The 18,537-nt window shown below is 73.7% G+C and carries 17 protein-coding genes and 1 pseudogene; 9 read left to right on the forward strand and 9 right to left on the reverse strand.

Annotated features, from left to right (window positions below; translation table 11 throughout):
- The first annotated feature begins 5 nt into the window (after positions 1-5).
- Positions 6-1,442, forward strand: coding sequence for a glycine hydroxymethyltransferase (locus ACGFIA_RS04765; protein ID WP_357387695.1), 1,437 nt, complete (start codon positions 6-8; stop codon positions 1,440-1,442).
- Positions 1,443-1,512: 70 nt separating this feature from the next.
- Here ACGFIA_RS04765 and ACGFIA_RS04770 read toward each other — a convergent pair whose 3' ends face one another.
- The 6 genes from ACGFIA_RS04770 to ACGFIA_RS04795 all read right to left on the reverse strand — a co-directional run bounded on the left by ACGFIA_RS04770 (position 1,513) and on the right by ACGFIA_RS04795 (position 7,878).
- Positions 1,513-1,764 (reverse strand): hypothetical protein, encoded by a 252-nt coding sequence (locus ACGFIA_RS04770; RefSeq protein ID WP_013286617.1) that lies wholly within the window; start codon positions 1,762-1,764, stop codon positions 1,513-1,515.
- A gap of 27 nt (positions 1,765-1,791) precedes the next feature.
- Positions 1,792-3,135, reverse strand: a complete 1,344-nt coding sequence (locus tag ACGFIA_RS04775) for a PLP-dependent aminotransferase family protein (protein WP_357387697.1) — start codon at positions 3,133-3,135, stop codon at positions 1,792-1,794.
- Position 3,136: 1 nt separating this feature from the next.
- Positions 3,137-4,270, reverse strand: a complete 1,134-nt coding sequence (locus ACGFIA_RS04780; RefSeq protein WP_393258650.1) for an alpha-hydroxy acid oxidase — start codon at positions 4,268-4,270, stop codon at positions 3,137-3,139.
- Positions 4,263-5,282, reverse strand: coding sequence for an alpha/beta hydrolase (locus ACGFIA_RS04785; RefSeq protein WP_357387701.1), 1,020 nt, complete (start codon positions 5,280-5,282; stop codon positions 4,263-4,265). Before ACGFIA_RS04785 ends, ACGFIA_RS04780 begins: the two co-directional genes overlap by 8 nt.
- Complete coding sequence (locus ACGFIA_RS04790; protein ID WP_357387703.1) at positions 5,282-6,502, reverse strand: cytochrome P450; 1,221 nt, start codon at positions 6,500-6,502, stop codon at positions 5,282-5,284. Before ACGFIA_RS04790 ends, ACGFIA_RS04785 begins: the two co-directional genes overlap by 1 nt.
- Positions 6,503-6,567: 65 nt before the next feature.
- Positions 6,568-7,878 carry an SGNH/GDSL hydrolase family protein gene (locus tag ACGFIA_RS04795; protein ID WP_393258653.1) on the reverse strand — a complete coding sequence of 437 codons (1,311 nt, stop codon included), beginning with the start codon at positions 7,876-7,878 and terminating at the stop codon, positions 6,568-6,570.
- Between the two features lie 284 nt (positions 7,879-8,162).
- Between ACGFIA_RS04795 and ACGFIA_RS04800 the strand changes: the two genes are divergently transcribed.
- The 8 genes from ACGFIA_RS04800 (at position 8,163) to ACGFIA_RS04835 (ending at position 15,384) form a co-directional block, all read left to right on the forward strand.
- Entirely contained in the window at positions 8,163-9,725 is a 1,563-nt protein-coding gene (locus ACGFIA_RS04800; protein WP_357387705.1) for an AMP-binding protein, read from the forward strand.
- On the forward strand, positions 9,722-10,942 hold the full coding sequence (locus tag ACGFIA_RS04805) for an MFS transporter (protein ID WP_357473684.1): 1,221 nt from the start codon (positions 9,722-9,724) through the stop codon (positions 10,940-10,942). The genes ACGFIA_RS04800 and ACGFIA_RS04805 overlap by 4 nt, the downstream gene beginning before the upstream one ends.
- 80 nt (positions 10,943-11,022) lie before the next feature.
- Positions 11,023-11,169, forward strand: a complete 147-nt coding sequence (locus tag ACGFIA_RS04810) for a hypothetical protein (protein ID WP_357387709.1) — start codon at positions 11,023-11,025, stop codon at positions 11,167-11,169.
- Positions 11,166-11,798: an HAD family hydrolase gene (locus tag ACGFIA_RS04815; RefSeq protein ID WP_357387711.1), complete on the forward strand. Its 633-nt coding sequence runs from the start codon at positions 11,166-11,168 to the stop codon at positions 11,796-11,798. Before ACGFIA_RS04810 ends, ACGFIA_RS04815 begins: the two co-directional genes overlap by 4 nt.
- Before the next feature lie 41 nt (positions 11,799-11,839).
- Entirely contained in the window at positions 11,840-12,574 is a 735-nt protein-coding gene (locus ACGFIA_RS04820; protein WP_357387713.1) for an SGNH/GDSL hydrolase family protein, read from the forward strand.
- Between the two features lie 51 nt (positions 12,575-12,625).
- On the forward strand, positions 12,626-13,864 hold the full coding sequence (locus ACGFIA_RS04825; protein WP_393258656.1) for a YcaO-like family protein: 1,239 nt from the start codon (positions 12,626-12,628) through the stop codon (positions 13,862-13,864).
- A gap of 30 nt (positions 13,865-13,894) precedes the next feature.
- Entirely contained in the window at positions 13,895-14,134 is a 240-nt protein-coding gene (locus ACGFIA_RS04830; RefSeq protein WP_357387717.1) for a hypothetical protein, read from the forward strand.
- A gap of 8 nt (positions 14,135-14,142) precedes the next feature.
- Complete coding sequence (locus ACGFIA_RS04835; protein WP_357387719.1) at positions 14,143-15,384, forward strand: MFS transporter; 1,242 nt, start codon at positions 14,143-14,145, stop codon at positions 15,382-15,384.
- A 145-nt stretch (positions 15,385-15,529) separates the two neighbouring features.
- Here ACGFIA_RS04835 and ACGFIA_RS04840 read toward each other — a convergent pair whose 3' ends face one another.
- The 3 genes and pseudogenes from ACGFIA_RS04840 to ACGFIA_RS04850 form a co-directional block, all read right to left on the reverse strand.
- Complete coding sequence (locus tag ACGFIA_RS04840) at positions 15,530-16,879, reverse strand: hypothetical protein (protein WP_357473696.1); 1,350 nt, start codon at positions 16,877-16,879, stop codon at positions 15,530-15,532.
- A 3-nt stretch (positions 16,880-16,882) separates the two neighbouring features.
- Positions 16,883-17,848, reverse strand: coding sequence for a transketolase C-terminal domain-containing protein (locus tag ACGFIA_RS04845; protein ID WP_357473699.1), 966 nt, complete (start codon positions 17,846-17,848; stop codon positions 16,883-16,885).
- Positions 17,848-18,429: pseudogene (locus ACGFIA_RS04850) on the reverse strand (thiamine pyrophosphate-dependent enzyme); the annotation flags it as partial. The pseudogene ACGFIA_RS04850 and the gene ACGFIA_RS04845, both read right to left, overlap by 1 nt.
- Positions 18,430-18,537: the final 108 nt, after the last annotated feature.

Below are 18,537 nucleotides of genomic sequence, written 5' to 3' on the forward strand. Positions count from 1 at the left end.
GTCGCATGTCGCGCAACGCCGAGTCCACCGCCTTCCGCAGCGCGCTCGAGGTCGTCCGCGGCGTCGAGCCGCGTGTGGCCGACGCCATCGCCGCGGAACTGGCCGACCAGCGCGAGTCGCTCAAGCTCATCGCCAGCGAGAACTACGCCTCCCCCGCGACGCTGCTGGCCATGGGCAACTGGTTCAGCGACAAGTACGCCGAGGGCACCGTCGGGCGCCGGTTCTACGCCGGCTGCCAGAACGTCGACACCGTCGAGGCGCTCGCCGCGGAGCACGCCCGGGAGCTGTTCGGCGCGTCCCACGCGTACGTGCAGCCGCACTCGGGCATCGACGCCAACCTGGTCGCCTTCTGGGCGATCCTGGCCGACCGGGTCGAGTCCCCCGCGCTGCGCAAGGCGCAGGCCCGGCAGGTGAACGACCTCACCGAGGCGGACTGGTTCGCGCTGCGCCGCGAGCTGGGCAACCAGCGGATGCTCGGCATGTCGCTTGATGCCGGCGGGCACCTCACCCACGGCTTCCGGCCGAACATCTCCGGCAAGATGTTCGACCAGCGCAGCTACGGCACCGACCCGGCCACCGGCCTGATCGACTACGACCGGGTGGCCGAGGCGGCCCGCGAGTTCAAGCCGCTGATCCTGGTCGCCGGTTACTCCGCGTACCCGCGGAAGGTCAACTTCCGGATCATGCGGGAGATCGCCGACTCGGTCGGCGCCACCTTCATGGTCGACATGGCCCACTTCGCCGGGCTGGTCGCCGGCAAGGTCTTCACCGGCGACTTCGACCCGGTGCCGCACGCGCACATCGTCACCACCACCACCCACAAGTCGCTGCGCGGCCCGCGCGGCGGCATGGTGCTCTGCGGCCCGGAGCTCGCCGACCAGGTCGACCGGGGCTGCCCGATGGTGCTCGGCGGGCCGCTGCCGCACGTGATGGCCGCCAAGGCCGTGGCGCTGGCCGAGGCACGCCGCCCCGACTTCGCCGACTACGCCCAGCGGATCGTGGACAACGCGCAGGCGCTCGCCGACGGGTTGCTGCGGCGCGGCGCCACGCTGGTCACCGGCGGCACCGACAACCACCTGGTGCTCATCGACGTGTCCGGGTACGGCCTGACCGGCCGGCAGGCCGAGCAGGCGCTGCTGGACTCGGGCATCGTGACCAACCGCAACTCGGTGCCGCAGGACCCGAACGGCGCCTGGTACACCTCCGGCATCCGCATCGGCACCCCGGCGCTGACCACCCGAGGGCTCGGCGCCGCCGAGATGGACGCCACCGCCGAGCTGATCCACACCGTGCTCAGCCAGACCACGCCGGGCACCGGGCCGGACGGCGCGGCGTCGAAGGCGAAGTACGTGCTGGACCCGGCCGTCGCCGAGTCCGTCGGCAAGCAGGCCGCCGACCTGCTCACGCCGTTCCCGCTCTACCCGGCGGTCGACCTGGGCTGAGCGCCCCCACCGACACGAAGCGGCGCCCCGGGAGAACGAGTCTCCCGGGGCGCCGGCGGGTCACGGGTGGTCAGCGCAGCGGGCGCTTGAGGTGGTAGCGGTGGACCTCGGTGCTGCCCTGCACGTTGTTCACGTCCTCGGCGGCGGAGACCAGTTCCCAGCCCTCCCGGCCGACCCGGTTGAGGTGGGCGATGGCGGTGTCGCCGTACGCGGTCACGTCGGTGCGTGACCCGTCCGGGCCGTACCACACGAACGAGACGTGGAAATTGCGACCCTGCCCCTGATACCGACGAACGAGCAACGCGTACTCCCAGGCAACCATTCGTCCATTATCAACAGTCGAACGGGCTCAGGAAACACGGACGGTGCCGGAAGGCTGACACTGCGGTGCCACCTGCGCTGCGATGGTGTCGGTGACCAGCGCGGCGAGCCGGTCCAGCCCGAGATCGATCGACTCCGGTGTGACAGCGCTCACCGACAGCCGCAACGCGTTCACCGGTGTGCCCGCGTCATAGAAGTGCGCCATCGGGGTCCAGAGCACGCCGTACTCGCTCGCCGAGCGGTGCAGCAGCGCGTCGTCGACGGCGAACGGCACGTTCACCACCACGAAGAACCCGCCCGCCGGGACGGTCCAGGTGACCGGACCGCCTTCCGGGAAGCGCCGGGCCAGGCCGTCGACCAGATGCCGCAGGTTCCGGGCGTACGCGGCCCGCTCCCGCACGTTCGCGGCGACCAGCGAGCAGTCGTGCGCCAGCAGCGCGCCGCCGATCACCGCCTGGCTGATCGGTGACGTGTTCACGGTGACCATGCTCTTGATCTTGGCGAGGTGGTCGGCGAGCGGCACCACGGTGCCGTCGGTCTCGCTGACGCGCTGGTCGGCCACCACGTAGCCGACCCGCGCGCCGGGCAGCACCGTCTTGGCGAACGAGCCGAGGTAGACCACCCGGCGCGCGGTGTCCAGCGCCTTGAGCGTGGGCCGCCGCGCGGTGCCGCCGGCCGGGAACAGGCCGTACGGGTTGTCCTCGATCAGCAGCAGGTCCTCCTCGGCGGCCAGGTCCAGCAGCCGCCGCCGCTGCGCGGTGTCCATGCTGACGCCGGACGGGTTGGCGAAGTCGGGCATCACGTAGCAGCCCCGGGGCCGCAGCCCCTCCGCGCGGGCCCGGCGCACCCCGGCGCGCAGGTCGGCCAGGTCGACGCCGTCCGGCCCGCCGGCCACCGGGCGCACCGGCAGGTCGACCAGGCGGGCCGCGCCGGTGAGCCCGACGTACGTGGGCGCCACCGCGAACAGCACGTCGTCCGGTCCGGCCCGCAGCGCGCGCAGCACCAGGAACATCGCCTCCTGGCAGCCGACCGTCACCACCATCGACTCCGGGTCGACGGTGAGGCCCTCGTCCACGGCGAGGTGCCGGGCGATCAGGTGGTGCACGATGCCCTTGGTGCGGCCGTACTGCAACAGCGTCCGGTCCACACCGGCCCGGTCCAGCCCGACGTCCTCGGTCAGGTGGCGGCGGAAACGGTCCAGGTGCGCGTGCAGCAGCGTGGAGTCGAAGAACTCCTCGTACGGCCGCCCGGCCGCCAGCGACACCGCGTCCGGGTAGTGCTGCGCCACCTCGTTGAGGAAGTTCATCGAGTTCAGCGCCGGGTCGCCGACGCTGCCGTGCAGCGCCGTGACGGCCAGGTCGACGGGTTCCACGTCAGCCTCCGATCCGGGTACGCAGCCGCCGGGCCGAGGCCGGGTCGGGGCAGCCGCTGAGGATGAGCGCGTCGCGCAGTTCCGCCGCGAGCAGCGCGAGCGCCGCCTCGGCGCCGGCCCGGCCGCCCGCCGCGAGCGCCCAGAGCAGCGGCCGGCCGAGCAGCACGCCGTCCGCGCCGAGCGCCAGCGCCCGCAGCACGTCGATGCCGCCGCGGACGCCGCTGTCCAGCAGCACCGCGCAGCGCCCGTCCACCGCGCCGACCACCTCGGGCAGCACGCTCACGCTGGCCGGGGCGGCGTCGAGCTGCCGTCCGCCGTGGTTGGAGACCACCACGGCGTCCACGCCGGCGTCCGCCGTGCGGACCGCGTCGCGCGGGTCCAGGATGCCCTTCACGAGCAACGGCACCCGGGTACGCGCGCGCAGCCACTCCAGGTCCGCCCAGCTCAGCGCCGGGGCGAACACCGCGCCCGTGTGCACCGCCACCGCCGAGACACCCGGGGTGCCCTGGTGGGCCAGGTCGTCCCGCCCGCCGGGCAGGTTCGCGGCGGTGACGTGCGGCGGCAGCGCGAAGCCGTTGCGCGCGTCGCGCAGCCGCCGCCCCAGCACCGGCACGTCCACCGTCACCATCACCGCCGCGCAGCCGGCCGCCTCCGCCCGGTCCAGCAGGTCGGCCACCAGTGCCCGGTCGCGCAGCCAGTACAGCTGGAACCAGGCAGTCGCGCCGGTCGCCGTGATCTCCTCGATCGGCGTGCTGGACAGCGTGCTGATCACGTACGGCACGCCCGCCGTGCGCGCCGCCGCCGCAAGCGCCGGCTCGCCGCCGGGGTGCAGCAGCCGCTGGTACGCCATCGGCGCGACAGCCACCGGCAACGCGGCCCGGCCACCGGGCAGCGTCGCCTCGGTGGACGGGTCCTCGACCCCGGCGAGCATCCGGGGCAGCACCGCCACCCGGTCCAGCGCGGCCCGGTTCGCGGCCAGGGCGGTCTCGGTGCCGCTGCCGCCGTCGACGAAGTCCCACACGTCGGCCGGCAGCACGGCCCGGGCCAGCCCGGCGAACTCGGCCAGGCTGGCCGGCGGCACGAACCCGTCCGCCGGGTCGCCGGCCGGCCGCGTGTCGCGGGCCGGGTCAGCCATGGCCGTCCGAGCCCACAGCGCTCCCGGCCGCCACCGGTCCGGCCGGCTCGGGCACCGCGCCGTCCGGGCCGGACGCCGTGTCGAGCCCGAACGAGCGGCGCAGGAAGGCGGCGGCGCGTTCCTGGGCCTCCCGGCCCGCGTCGAACACGCCGGGCATGGCGAAGAACCCGTGCACCATGCCCGGGTAGTCGACCGTCTCGGTGGGCACGCCGTCCTCGCGCAGCCGAGCCGCGTACCGCAGGCCCTCGTCGCGCAGCGGATCGTGCCCGGCGGTGATCACGAGCGCCGGGGGCAGGCCGGACAGGTCCTCGGCGAGCAGCGGCGACGCCAGCGGGTGGGCGGCGTCGCCGGGGTCGGCGAGGTAGTGGCCGCGGTACCAGCCGACCGAGTGCTTGTTGAACAGCAGCGGGTCCTCGTCGCCGGCCGGCCGGCGCCCGGGCCGCTGGTCGGTGTTCGGGTAGACGAGCAACTGGGCGGCCAGCCGGGGGCCGCCGTCGGCCCGGGCCAGCAGCGTGACCACGGCGGCCAGGTTCCCGCCCGCGCTGTCGCCGCCCACCGCCAGCCGGTCCGGGTCGACCCGGAACTCGGCCGCGTGCGCCGAGAGGTGCCGCAGCGCGGCGTGGCAGTCCTCCACCGCCGCCGGGAACGGGTGCTCCGGGGCGAGCCGGTAGCCGACAGTCACGGTCTGGGCGCCGGTGAGGTTGACCAGCCGGCGGCAGATCCCGTCGGCGGTGTCGACGCTGCCGAGGGTCCATCCACCACCGAAGAAGTAGACGAGCGTGGGCAGCGGGCCGTCACCGTCCGGCCGGTGGATCCGCACCGGCAGCGGCTCGGCCGGGCCGGGCACCGTCGTGTCGCGTACCTCGGCGACCGGTTCGACCGCGCCGGAGCCGGCACGGATCGCGGCGAGGTCGGCGGCGCGGGCCTGCTCGAGGGTCTGGGTGTAGAGCGGCACGGTGCCGGCGGCGGCCCGCGCGGCCCGCCACGCGACCACCTGTGGATCGAGTGTCATCAAGCCTCCCCGGTGGTGACGAAGAGTTTGTCGATACCGCGCAGGAACAGGCTCCCGCTGTACGTGTAGGGCTGGGTGACGGCGAGCCGGGGGAAGCGCGCGAACAGGCGCGGCAGCGCCAGCCGGCCCTCCAGCCGGGACACCGCCGAGCCGAGGCAGAAGTGCAGCCCGACGCCGAAGGCCAGCGACGACGGCCCGTCGCGGTGCGGGTCGAAGCGGTCCGGGTCGGGGAACCGGGCCGGGTCGCGGTTGGCGGCGGCGATGAGCAGCAGCACGTTGTCGTCGCGGCTGATCGGCACGCCGCCGAGGTCGACGCCGGCCGGCGCGGAGCGGGCCAGGAAGTGCACCGGGCTCTCCATCCGCAGCACCTCCTCGACGCAGCCGCTGGCCAGCGCGTCGTCGCCGGGCAGGGCGGCGGTCACGTCCGGGTGGTCAAGCAGCAGCGGCAGGCCGTTGCTGAACATGTAGACGGTGGTGACGAAACTGGCGTTGAACAGCACGATCAGGTTGCTGATCAACTCGTCCTCGGTGAGGTCGACGCCACCCGCGTCGAGCACCTCGACCAGCCCGCTGATCAGGTCGTGCCCGGGCGTACGGCGCCGGTGGGCGATCAGGTCCCGGTAGTAGACGCGCAGCTCCTCGGCGGCCTGGTTGGCCCGGGCCAGCCGCTCCGGCGTCTTGCCGGCGACGTCCATGTACTCGTCGATCCAGTCGACCCGCTGCCGGTACCACGCCAGGTCGGCCGCGGGCAGGCCGATGAACTCGGCCATCACCAGGGCCGGGACCGGGTACGCGAAGTCGGCCACGAAGTCCACCTCGTGCCCGCCCGCGCCCGCCTCGGCCATGTGGTCCAGGCGTTCGGCGACGATCCGCTCGATCACCGGCTCCAGCGCGCCGAGGCGGCGCGGGGTGAACGTCTTGGCGAACACCGCGCGCATCCGGGTGTGGTCCGGCGGGTTGACGAACATCATCGAGGTGAGGAACGTACGCAGGATCTCCTGCTCCTCCCAGCCGGGCGGGAAACCCTTGTACCAGCCGGGATCGCGCAGGATCTGGTCGACCACGTCGTACCCGCCCGCGACCGCGCTGACAGTGCTGTGCTCGGCCCGGGCCGGAACGGCGCTTATCGGCCCGTGCTCGTGCAGGGCCGTATAGAAGGGATAGGGGTTCTGCCGGCCCTGTTCACTGTAGAGCCCGGTCAGGATCTCGCTGACGTCCACTGTCTTTCCTCCCCAGGAAACGGCGGCGGGGGCGGCGTCGTGTCGACCGCCGCCCCCGCCCGGTGTCACAGTCCGAGCAACTTCAGTGGCACGGCGTTCGCCATCGCCGCGGCACCCGTGTCGTTCGGGTGGATGTGGTCACCAGAGTCGTACGCCGGCAGCAGCCGGGTCGGCTGGGCCGGATCCCGCATCACCGCGTCGAAGTCGACGACGCCGTCGAACTCGACCCGGCCGGGCCCGCGCAGCCAGGTGTTGACGGCCTGACGGGTGGCGTCCTTCTCCGGCGTCCACACGCCCGGCCCGCCGTTGCCCTCGTACGGCATGAGCGTGCCGGCGATGCTGGTCAGGCCGCGCGCCTGGACCTGCCGGTTGATCTGGCGCAGCGAGGCGATGATCGCCTCGGGGCTGTCGCCGTTCATCCAGATGTCGTTGATGCCCAGGTGGGTGATGACGGTACGCACCCCGGTCTGCGGGAACACGTCCTCGTTGAGCCGGGCCAGCGCGTTCGGTCCCAGCTCGTAGTAGCCGGGGAATCCGCCCGCGCCGGGCTCGGTGCCCTCGTGGTTGAGCCGGTTGCCGGCCAGGCTGAGGTTGAGCACGCCCGGCGTACGCGGATCGGGCCGGGCGTCGATCAGCCGCTTGGCCAGGAAGTCCGGCCAGCGGCGGTCGGCGTTGACGGTGCTGCCGTTGCCGTCGCCGATGGAGTCACCCAGCACCACCACGGAGCCGGGCGTGACCTTGCGTTCCACGTCGATGCCGGACAGGAACATCCAGCAGCAGTTGGGCCGGATGGTGAAGCCGGCGCCGTCGGCAGCCGACGTGAGGTCGGTGGCGCCGATGAAGTTGGTGACCTTGGACTGGCCGTGGAACGTGACCGGCCCGGTGAGCACCGGGAAGTACAGCGTGACGACCAGGTCCTCCTGCTCGGCCACCCGGAAGTCCACCGGATCGCTGAGCAGTTCCGCGCCCTTGTTGACGGTCGCCGAGCCGCCACCGGAGAACGTCAGCTGGCGGACGCTCGCCGGGACGATGTCGGACAGGTCGTCGGGGGTGGCGGTGTTCGGCCGGGCGATCGTGGCGCGGCCGACCTGGACGGCCTGCTGGCCGTACAGGTTGGTCAGCCGCACCCGCAGGCGCGGCCCGCCGACCGAGGTCTGCACTGTCATCCGGATGCTCTGGTTGTTCAGCCCGGTCTCGGTCAGGCCCACGTTGTTCCCGCGGGTCACCGCCGCGGCCCAGGTTCCGGCCCACTCGGCGCGCCCGTGCCCGGCGCCCTCGTTCCCGGTCGGGCCGGCGCTCGCGGTGACCGCCGGGGTGGCGGCGATCAGGAGCGTGACGGCGGAAGCTATGACGTGCCATCTCTTCGGGGTCGGCATCGATCCTCCATGGTCGGCAGCCCCGGGCGTGACGCGGTCGGCGACACGGCCCGGGCGATGGACCGGAAACTAGCTTCCGGCCGTGACGAGCGTCAATCAACCTGATCGACATGATCAAATGCCCGCGGGACGGGACGCGACGACGATCGGCTCTGTCCGCCGTGGACCGCCGCTGCCTAGGCTCGGGGCTGGCGGCGGTGCGGTCGCCGACTCCGGCACCTGCCGTCATGTCCCGGCCCTGACCTGGCCGGACGCCGCTCGCGGACCATGATGGGGGCTGCCCGATGACCGACCGGCCGAACTACGTGCACGAGGCGCTGGAGCTGTTCGCCGGGTTCGGCGACCGGGAGGCGCTCGTCGGCGGCGGACGCCGCCTGAGCTACCCCCAGGTCGCCGCCGAGGTGCGCGGCCTGGCCGCCGCGCTGCGCCACCACGGGGTACGCCCCGGCGCGGCGGTGCTGGTGATGCTCGGCAACACGGTTGAGGGCCCGCTACTCCAACTGGCCCTGCACCTGCTCGGCTGCCGGAGCATGTGGGTCGCGCCGGTGACCTCGCGGCGGGAGGTGGACGAGTTCGTCGCGCTGTCCGCGCCGGAGGCGTTCGTGTACGACGCGCGCGATCCGCAGGCGGCGCAGGTCGCGGCGGGGCTGTCCGGCGTACCGCTGCTCTGCCTCGGTCCCGGCGGTGCCGGACCGGACCTGAGGGCCGAAACCGGCGAGCCGGCGGCGGAGCTGCCCGCCGGCGTGCCCGCGCCGGAGTCGTTCCTGCAGACCAGCGGCACCACCGGCACGCCGAAGCTGGTACACCACCGGGAGAGCTTCTACCGGCAGGTACTCGCCCTGGCCGCCGACTTCCGGGGCGCCGGGTTCCCGCTGCTGCGGCACCTGTCGCACTCCCCGATGTGGCTCGCCAGCGGCCAGATCACGACGCTGTTCAACCTGTTCACCGGCGGCGTGCTGTTCCTGCGCGAGCAGTGGGACCCGGCCGCGTTCATCGCCACCGTGGACGCCGAGCGGCTGACCTCCACGTTCGTCACCCCGCCGATGCTGTACGAGGTGCTCGACCACCCCGACCTGCCGGGCGCCGACTTCTCGGCGATGTTCATGTTCAACGTGGGGGCCGGGCCCGCCGCGCCGGCCCGGCTGCGCCAGGCCATCGCCCGCTTCGGCCCGTGCCTGCGCATCGTGTACGGGCTCAGCGAGGCAGTGGTCATCTGCGCGCTACCGGGGCTCACCGAGGACCCGGAGCACCCGGAACGGCTGCGGTCCTGCGGCCGCCCGTACGGCGACGTGACGGTGCAGATCCGCGACGCCGACGGGCGGGTGCTGCCGGCCGGCGAGGACGGCGAGGTGTGGGCGCGCACCAAGCTGAGCTTCGCCGGCTACCACGGACAATCCGAGCTGACCGCCGACACGCTCGTCGACGGCTGGGTCCGCACCCGCGACATCGGGCACCTCGACGCCGACGGCTACCTCTACCTGGTCGACCGGTTACAGGACCGGATCCTCACCCGGCAGCGCAGCTGGCCGATCTACTCCCGCCCGATCGAGGACGTGCTCGCCGGCCACCCCGAGGTACGCGCCGCCGCCGTCATCGGCGTACCGGACCCGGTGGCCGGGGAGCTGCCGCACGCGTACGTGGTGCCCGCGCCGGGCGCGTCGGTGACCGGCGAGGAGCTGATCGCGCTCGTGGTCCGGGAACTCAGCGAGACCTGGGCGCCCGGCGCCGTGGAGTTCGTCGACGCGCTGCCGCTCAACCGGTCGGCGAAGGTGGACAAGCGGGCGTTGCGAGCCCGGTACGCGGCCGCACACCCGGCCGGCGCCGACCCGATCGGCAGTCCGGCGTGAACCCGCGCCGGGAGTTGTACACCCTGGTCGGCGCCGACCTGCTGTCCAACCTCGGCACCCGGATCTCGGTGGTCGCCATCCCGTGGCTGGTGCTGGAGACGACCGGCAGCCCCACCAAGATGGGCCTGGTGGCGGCGGCGGAGACGCTGCCGTACATGCTGTCCAGCGCGCTGGCGACACCGTGGGCGGACCGGTTCGGGGTACGCCGTACCTCGGTGTTCGTGGACGCCGCGAGCGCCGCCGCGATGGCAGTGGTGGCGCTGGCGCCCTGGCTCGGGTTCGGCGCGTTGCTGGTGCTGGTGGCGGTCGCCGGCGGGCTGCGCGGCATCGGCGACCGGGTCAAGCACGTGCTGTTCAAACCGGCCGCCGAGCGGGCCGGGGTGCCACTGATCCGGCTCACCAGCGCCTACGACGGCCTGGCCCGGGGCATGACGCTGTTCGGCGCGGTGCTCGGCGGGCTGCTCATCGACTGGGTCGGGCTGACCCGGGCCATCTGGATCGACGCGGCCACGTTCGCGGTCTGCGCGCTGCTGATCGGCGTGCTGGTCCGGCCGCCCGCACCGGCCGAGCCCGCGCCCCGGGAGCCGTACCTGCGGGCGCTGCGCGGCGGCTTCGCGTACCTGCGCACCGACCGGACGTTGATGACGATGCTGCTTGTGGTGTCGGTGTCGAACATGTTCGCCAACGCCAGCGTCGCGGTCTGGATCCCGCTCTGGGTCAGCCAGGTGCTCGGCGACCCGGCCGGGTTCGGCCTGCTGTTGGGCGTCTTCTCGGCCGGCGCGCTGCTGGGCAACCTGCTGTTCACCATGCTCGGCACGCGGCTGCCCGCCGGGACGACGTTCGCGCTGGGGCTGACGCTCAGCGGCGCGCCCCGGCTGCTCGCGCTGGCGCTCAGCGACGACCTGGTCGTGGTGCTCGTGGTGACGTTCCTGTCCGGCATCGGCATCGCGGCGGTGAACCCGCTGCTCGGCGCGGCGCTCTACCAGCGGGTGCCGGGCGAGTTGCAGACCCGGGTGCTGGGCATCTCCGGATCGGTGGCGTTCCTCGGCCTGCCGGTGGGCGCGCTGCTCGGCGGCTGGTCGGTGGCGCTGCTCGACCTGACCCCGGCGCTGCTGGTGATGTCGGTGGTCTGCCTGGTGCTCACGGTGGGACCGCTGCTGCTGACCCGCGCGTCCCGGCGCCCGGCCGTGGAACCGGCCACTCCCACGCCGGTCTGAGCCCGCCGGTCGGGGCCCGCCGGTCGCGAGCCTGCCGGTCGCGGGTCGCGGCGTCGGGGGGCGGCGGTAGGGTCTGGGCCATGGCGACCTGGGACGACGTGCGGCGCATCGCGCTGGCCCTGCCGGAGACCACCGAGCGCGGCTCGCACGACGACCTGCCCGCCTGGCGGGTGCACGACCGCGCCCCGAAGCGGCTCGCCACGGCACACCGGGCCGGCGCCGCATGAGCCGCACGGTGGACGCGATCGTGTTCGACATGGACGGCACGCTCGTCGAGTCGCACGCGGTGGTGCCCGCGGCCTACCGGGCGGCCGTGCGGGCCGGCGGCGGCCCGTCGTACACCGACGCGGAGGTCATCGCCGGCTACTCGCTCGGCTCGCCGGCGGACCTGCTGACCCACCTGCTGCGGCGGCCGGCCTCCGGCGAGGACCTGGACCGCTACCACACCGAACTGGCCGCGCTGGCCGGGCGGGTGCGCGTCTACCCCGGCATCGCCGACACGCTCGCCGAGATCGCCGCCCGGGTGCCGGTGGGCGTGTTCACCGGCGCGAGCCACCGGGCCGCCGAGATCCTGCTCGACCGGGCGGGCCTGCGCGGCCACTTCGGGGTCGTACTCGGCGGCGACCAGGTCGACCGCCCCAAACCGGCGCCCGACGGCGTGGAGGTGGCCTGCCGCCGGCTCGGCGTGCCACCCGGCCGCGCCGCGTACGTGGGCGACTCACCGCTGGACGTCCGCGCCGCCCGGCACAGTGGCGCGATCGCGGTCGCCGCCGCCTGGGGCCACCAGTACGACAGCGCCGAGCCGGCCGACCTCAGCCTGAGCCGGCCCGGGGAGCTGCTGGCCCTGCTGCCCTGATCCCCTTTCCCCGCTCACCCGGCTCAGCTAGCCTGCCGGGCATGCCATCGACGTTGACCGAGGCGACCGACCCGTGGTGCCTGCGACCGGGAGAGGCCGCCGAGCTGCTGCGCGGGCACCGGTGGCGGCGGTTCGTGGTGCTGGGTGACAGTGTCGCGGAAGGGCTGTGCGAGCCGGCCGACGGCTATCCGGATCTCCAGTGGGCCGACCGGGTCGCCGTCGAGCTGCGCGCGATCCGGCCGGAGCTGGCCTACCTGAACCTGGGCCGGCGCGGACTGCGCGCGCACGAGGTCCGGGCGACCCAGCTCGCCGACGCGCTGGCCTTCGAGCCGGACCTGGCCCTCGTGGTGTGCGGCGGCAACGACGCGTTCCGGTCCGCCTACGACCCGGACGCGGTCGACGCCGAGCTCACCGCCATGATCACCGCCCTACGGGAGGCGGGGGCGGACGTGATCACGGTGGGCATGTTCGACGTGTCGCACAGCCCGGCGGTGCCGGACGCGCTACGCGCGGGCCTGGGCGAGCGGATGCGCCGGCTGGCCCGGCACACGAGGGCGGTGGGCGAGCGGCTGGGCACGCTGCACGTCCACCTCACCGACCATCCGCTGGTGGCCGACCCGTCGCTGTACAGCAGCGACGGCCGGCACGGCAGCGCCCGCAGCGACGCCGTCGCCACCGCCGAGACGCTGCGTGTCCTGGCCTGCCGCGGCACGTCCGGCTCCCCGGAGAGGAACCCCGCGCAGACGCCGGGGCGGGGCGCGGCGCGTGGCGTCTGATCCCGCCACCGCCGTTGAGATCACGGCAGTTCGATGACACGGTCCGGGCCGGTGAACAGTCCCCGGGAGGCCGCGGTGCCGTTCCGGTCCGTGCCCGCGGAGCGCGCTCTCGCTACAGCGTCAACTGAGATCGAGCGGCTCGGCCTCACGGCGCGGACGGAGGTGCTCGGCCCGGCCGAGTCGCCCACCATGCGCGTCACGCTGTTCCAGGGCGGGGCACGGGTCGCCGTGGGTGCGGGAAAGGGAGCGGGTCCCCAGGGCGCGGCGAGCGCGCACTTCGAGGCCCTGGAACGCCACCTCATGTCTGCCCGGGACAACCGCCGATGGACGGCGGACGCCACGAGGCTGCTGCCGGCGAGCATCGTGGCCGGACAGTCCGCCCTGGATTCGGATCTGGTCGTACAGCGGTGGGCGACGGAGTTTCCGGACTCCGTCGCGGCATGTGCCTCGTACGGCGGGGTCCGTTATCCCACCTTCCTCACGGACCCGCGCTACTACCGGTGGCCGGTGGCGGGTGACGACGTCCGGCCGTACCGCAGCCTCCTGCGATACTCGTCCAGCCTGGGCACAGCGGCCGGCGTCGACGTGGCGGAGGCCGTCTATCACGGCCTCTGCGAGCTGATCGAACACGACGGGCTCGGGCAGGCGCTGCTCCGGTGGTACGTCGCCGGAGTGCCGGACGTCGACCTCGTGCCGGCCGGGGACCTGCCGGACCAGCTGCGCGCACTGCACGCGCAGGCCGTACGGGCGGCCGGCGCACCCGTACATCTGCTCGACGTCACGACCGACCTGGACGTGCCGGTGTACCTGGCAGTCAGCCCGGCGGCCGGCGGCGAGCCGACCCGGCTCGGGGCCGGCGCATCGCTCTGGGCCACCGACGCCGCGTCGCGTGCCCTCGGCGAGCTGATCCAAGTCTGTGCGCTCTCCTCACCGGCCCCCGGCTCGCCCGCGGTCCAGCGTCTGGCGGCCTGGCCCGCACTGCGACGATGTGCCCTGATGCCACTCGACGGGCTGCTCTCCGGGCCGGTGCGCGCGGTGCCGCTACGCGCGGACGTAGCCGACGACGGCAGCCCGGGTTGGGGGCTGGAGCACGTCCGGCGGGCTCTGGCCCGTCGAGGCGTCGACCACCACGTGTGCGAGGTCACGGCGGCCGGCTCACCGATCGTGGTGGCCACCACGATCGCCCCGGGGCTGGAACGCTTCAGCCTGGTGCGACACGGGGTGCCCGTCGTCCCGACCGGACGGGGATGGCACTTGTGGCCGTCACCGGACCGGGCGATCATCACCTGACCACATCCAGTCCAAACGATATGAGGACACATGTCTACTGAGGAGAACGGCTTCGCCCCCGGTGGTGGCAGCCTCTGCTTCCACCCGGGTGACGACGTCGAAGAGCCGATGGCTCAGGATCTCGGCATCGGCCCCGGTGGCGGCACCCTCTGCTTCCACCCCGGCGACGAGGAAGGCGCGTCGACGCTTCGCCTCGCCGACGATCTGGCAGCGGACCTGCACCTCGCGCTGACCAGCATCGACGACCGCCACCTCGCCGTGCTGGCCTGAAGGAGGTCGTGACGCGGCTCGTAGAGACAGCCGGCGTCGACGGGAGCCGGCTGTTTCACCGTGACTTCTCCCTCTGGTACCTCGCCCGGTCGATCTCCGTCGCCGGGACCGCCGCCAGCGCCGTCGCGCTGCCGCTACTCGTCTACCGGACGAGCGCGTCCCCGACGCTGACCGCGGCGGTGGTCGGGCTCGAAGCCCTGCCGTACCTGCTGTTCGGGCTCTTCGCCGGGGCCGCCGCCGACCGCCTGCGACGTAAGCGCATGATGATCATCGCAGACGTGTGCTGCGCACTGCTGATCGCCACCGTGCCGGTCGCCGCGTTGTTCGATGTGCTCGCCCCCTGGTACCTGCTCGTCGTGGCGTTCGGCGTGGGTTGCGGTTTCTGCTGGTTCGACGCGGCGGCGTGGGGCGCCTTCGTGCGCATCGTCGGCAAGGCGGGGATCACCCGGGCGAACAGCCTCATCTGGTCCACCGAGATCGTGCTGGAGATCGCCGCGCCCGCCGCCGCGGGACTACTTGCCGCTGTCGCCGACCCCACCCTGGTGCTGGCCGTCGACGCCGTCACCTATCTGGTGTCCGCCGCGCTGCTCGCCCAGATCCGCGCCGGGTTGGACCCGGGGCCGACGGGAGCCCGCCGGGTGCGGGCCGAGATCGCCGAAGGACTGCGCCACCTCTGGCGGACGCGGGTCCTGCGGACGTTGACCGCTGCCGGTTTCGGGCTCAACGTCGCCGCCGGCGGCGTGCTGGGCCTGCTCGTCGTCCACGCCGACGAGGTGCTCGATCTGAGCCCGGAGGACCAGCGCCTGGGTCTGCTCTTCACTGCCGCCGCGGTCGGCTCACTGGTGGCCGCCGTCGTCCTGCCCAGGGCCAGCCGGTGGGCCGGCCAGGGGACGGTGTCCATCACGGGGCTCGTCATCTTCGTCGCGGCCCTCATCGGCCTGGCCGGCACGTCGGTGTTCGCCCTGGCGTTGGCGTGGTGGACGATCTGGGCCGTGGCGCGCCTGACCGTGAACGCGAACGGCATCACCGTGCGCCAACTCCTCACACCAGATGCGCTGCAGGGCCGCGTCAACACCACCGGGCGCATGCTGGCCTGGGGCGGCACTCCGTTCGGCGCCCTGATCGGAGGGCTGGCCGCAGACACCGTCGGGGTCCGGGTGGCGTACCTGATGCTGGCCGTGCCCGTCGTGCTCAGCCTCGCCCTGGTCATCACCTCACCGGTGCGCGGCCTGCGCATCACGGCCGACTAGCCACGCACCCCGCACCCCTGCCCCGCCCTTTCCTCCCCCGGGCCTGCCCTGCCCGACGATCCGCCCGTCGATCAAGGAGTTTGTGTCAACGGCAGGCCCTGGTGAGGACACAAACTCCTTGATCAACGCGCCCAAGGGGCGGGGGTCAGTCGGTGAGCAGGATGCCGGTCAGGAGGACGCCTCGGGCCAGGTTGAGGACCTCGTCGCAACCCGGGTAGCCGACCCGGGCCAGCGCGCCGGATCCGGTGCGGTCGAACAGGTACGGCGCGAGGCTGTACGGGACGTCGGCGGTGACCGTCTCACCGGTCTCGATCTGCACGAAGTCCATCGCCACCCGGTCCGCCTCGTGGTAGCGCTGCAGGATGTTGCCGCCCTCGGCGATCGCGGCGCGCACCCCGTCCGCCCATGCCCCCGGGTTCATCTCCCGGCCGATCAGCACCCCGTGCCCGGCCGATCCGCCGGCCGGCTTGGCGACCAGGTCGGCCTGCTCGGCGAGCGCCCGGTCGAGCTGGTCGGCGGTGAGCGCCACGGTGTGCGGCACGTACCGGCGGATCAGCGTCCGGTCGTCCTCCGGCAACAGGTCCAGGTCTTCCCAGAGCCAGGCGTAGTTCAGCTTGTTGCTGAGCAGCCAGGCGGCGCTGCTGACGAACATCGGCAGCGTGCCGGCGGCGAGCGCCCCGGACACCGCGTCCAGGCCGGCGCTGGGGGTGACCCGGTTGGGCACGAACAGCCGGAACAGGGCGTCCACCGGGGCACCGCCGACGACCAGCCGGTTCCGCGCGTCCAGCGTGGCGGTGGCGACCGGGGCGATGACCAGGTCGATGCCGAACGGCCGGGCCTGGTCGATCAGCGGGGACAGGATCCGGATGAACGTCTCCGGGTCGTCCAGCCCCGGGTAGTCGGCGTCGAAGTCCATCAGCAGCGCCACCCGGGCGCCGTCGGGCAGGCCGAGCGTGTCCCGGATGGCCACGAACCGCTGATCCAGCAGGGACGGCGCGGGCCGCGCGCCGTCGAGCAGGTCATGGGTACGGTAGAGCTCGGCGTACCGCTGGATCACTGTGTCGGCGTCGAAGCCGCCGCCGAGGCTGCTGTCGATGTTGTACTCCACGATGCACGGCACGCCGCCGGAGAACAGCACGTCCGGCCGGTACGCGGCGAGCAGCCCCTCGTGCAGCTCCTCGTCCGGGTCGAGCAGCCGGGTCTCCCCGTCCGGCACGTCGAGCAGCAGGCGCAGCTCACCAGCGGTACGGGCGCGGCGCCGGCAGGCTTCCAGGATGAGCTGCGCGATGCGGTCGCAGACCTCGTTCAGCTCGCGGAACGCGTCGGCGGTGAACACGGGCGGGCGGGCCAGCCGCCACTGCTTGTTGTACGTGGCCCGGCCGTGGAAGACCTTCTCCCACGCCGCGGCGCCGGTGGCCACCATCGCGGTACGGGTGGACTCGGGCAGGTCGGTCCACGCCTGGCCGAGCGGCGGCCACGTGTAGTTCGGGTCCATCGTTCATCCGTCCTTGAGGGTCAGTTGGATGGCGGCGGTGAGCTGGTCGCGGCCGGGTTGCACGGCCCGGTCCAGGGCCGGCGCGAACGGCAGCACCGCGCCGTCGGGGCGGGTGACCCGCCGGGGTGGCGCCGCCAGCCGGACCCGCTCGACCACCGTGGCGATGATCTCCCCGGCGATGCCGCAGGAGCGGTTGCCGTCGTCGACGACCACCAGCCGCCCGGTGCGGCTCACCGACTCGACCAGCCCGTCCCAGTCGAACGGGTAGATCGTGCGGGGGTCGAAGACCTCCACCGACGCCTCTCCGGCCAGGTCCTCGGCGACGGCGAGCGCGTCGTGCACCAGGTGCCCGACCGCCACCACTGTCACGTCGGTGCCGGCGCGGCGGACGATCCCCCGGCCCAGCGGCACCGGCGCCGGGTCGGTGACGTCGGCGCGCAGGTCGAGGGCGCCCGCCGGGGCGAAGACCACCACCGGGTCGTCGCAGCGGATCGCGGACACCAGCAGGCCGTACGCGTCGGCCGGGGTGGCCGGTACGACTGTTGTCACGCCGACGTGGGCGAACAGCGCGTACGGGTGGTCGGAGTGCTGCCCGGCCCAGCCGGTGCGGGAACCGGAGCCGGGCACCACGTAGGTGACCGGCACCGCGCACTGGCCGCCGGTCATCAGCGGGAACTTGTGCGCGTGGTTGACGATCTGCTCGAAGACCAGGAACAGCAGCGACGGGATCTGGAACTCCACCACCGGGCGGGCCCCGGCCAGCGCCGCGCCGGTGGCGAAGCTGGTGAACGCCTGCTCGGACAGCGGTGTGTCGCGGACGCGTTCCGGGCCGAACTTCTTCAGCAGGCCGGTGGTGACGTTCGCGGCGGCCACCCGGATGTCCTCACCGAGCACCACCACCGAGTCGTCGCGGGTCATCTCGTCGGCGAGCGCCCGGGTGAGCGCCCTGCGGTAGGAGAGCCGGGGCATCAGCCACCTCCGGTCCGGGCGGTGAGCCCGCTGGCGTACAGATGGTCCAGTGCGGTCGCCGGGTCGGGGTGCGGCCCGGCGAGCGCGTAGTCGACTGCGGCGTCCAGCTCCGCCTCGACCGCGGCGTCCACCTCGGCCCGTACCGCCGGGTCCAGCCGCGCTCCGGCGATGTCCACCGGATCGCGGGACCGGCCCTCGGCCACCTCCTCCGGCGGCCGGTAGTCGAGGCGTACCTGATGTTCGAAGGTGTGGTGGGCGTCGAAGCGGTAGGTGCGGGCCTCGACCAGCTCGGGGCCGCCGCCGGCGCGCATCCGCGCGACGGCGGCGGAGGTGACCTCGCGTACCGCCTCCGGGTCCTGCCCGTCGACGGCGGCCGCCGGCATGCCGAACGCGGCGGCCCGCCCGGCGATGGTGCCGGCGACCGCCCCCTCGACCGGCATCGTGGTGGCGTAGCCGTTGTTCTCGCAGACGAACAGCACCGGCACCCGCCAGAGCGCGGCCAGGTTGAACGCCTCCAGGAGCATGCCCTCGTTGACGGCGCCGTCACCGAAGAAGGTGGCGCCGACGATGTCGGCGCCGCGGGGGGGGGGGGGGGGGGGCCCGCCGCGGGGGGGGGGGGGGGGGGGGCGGCGCGCGGGGGGGGGCGGGCGGGGGCCCCCCCCCCCGCGGGGGGGGGGCGGTGGGGGAGC

It is taken from the genome of Micromonospora sp. NPDC049203 (genome assembly GCF_043197215.1).
Lineage (GTDB): Bacteria > Actinomycetota > Actinomycetes > Mycobacteriales > Micromonosporaceae > Micromonospora.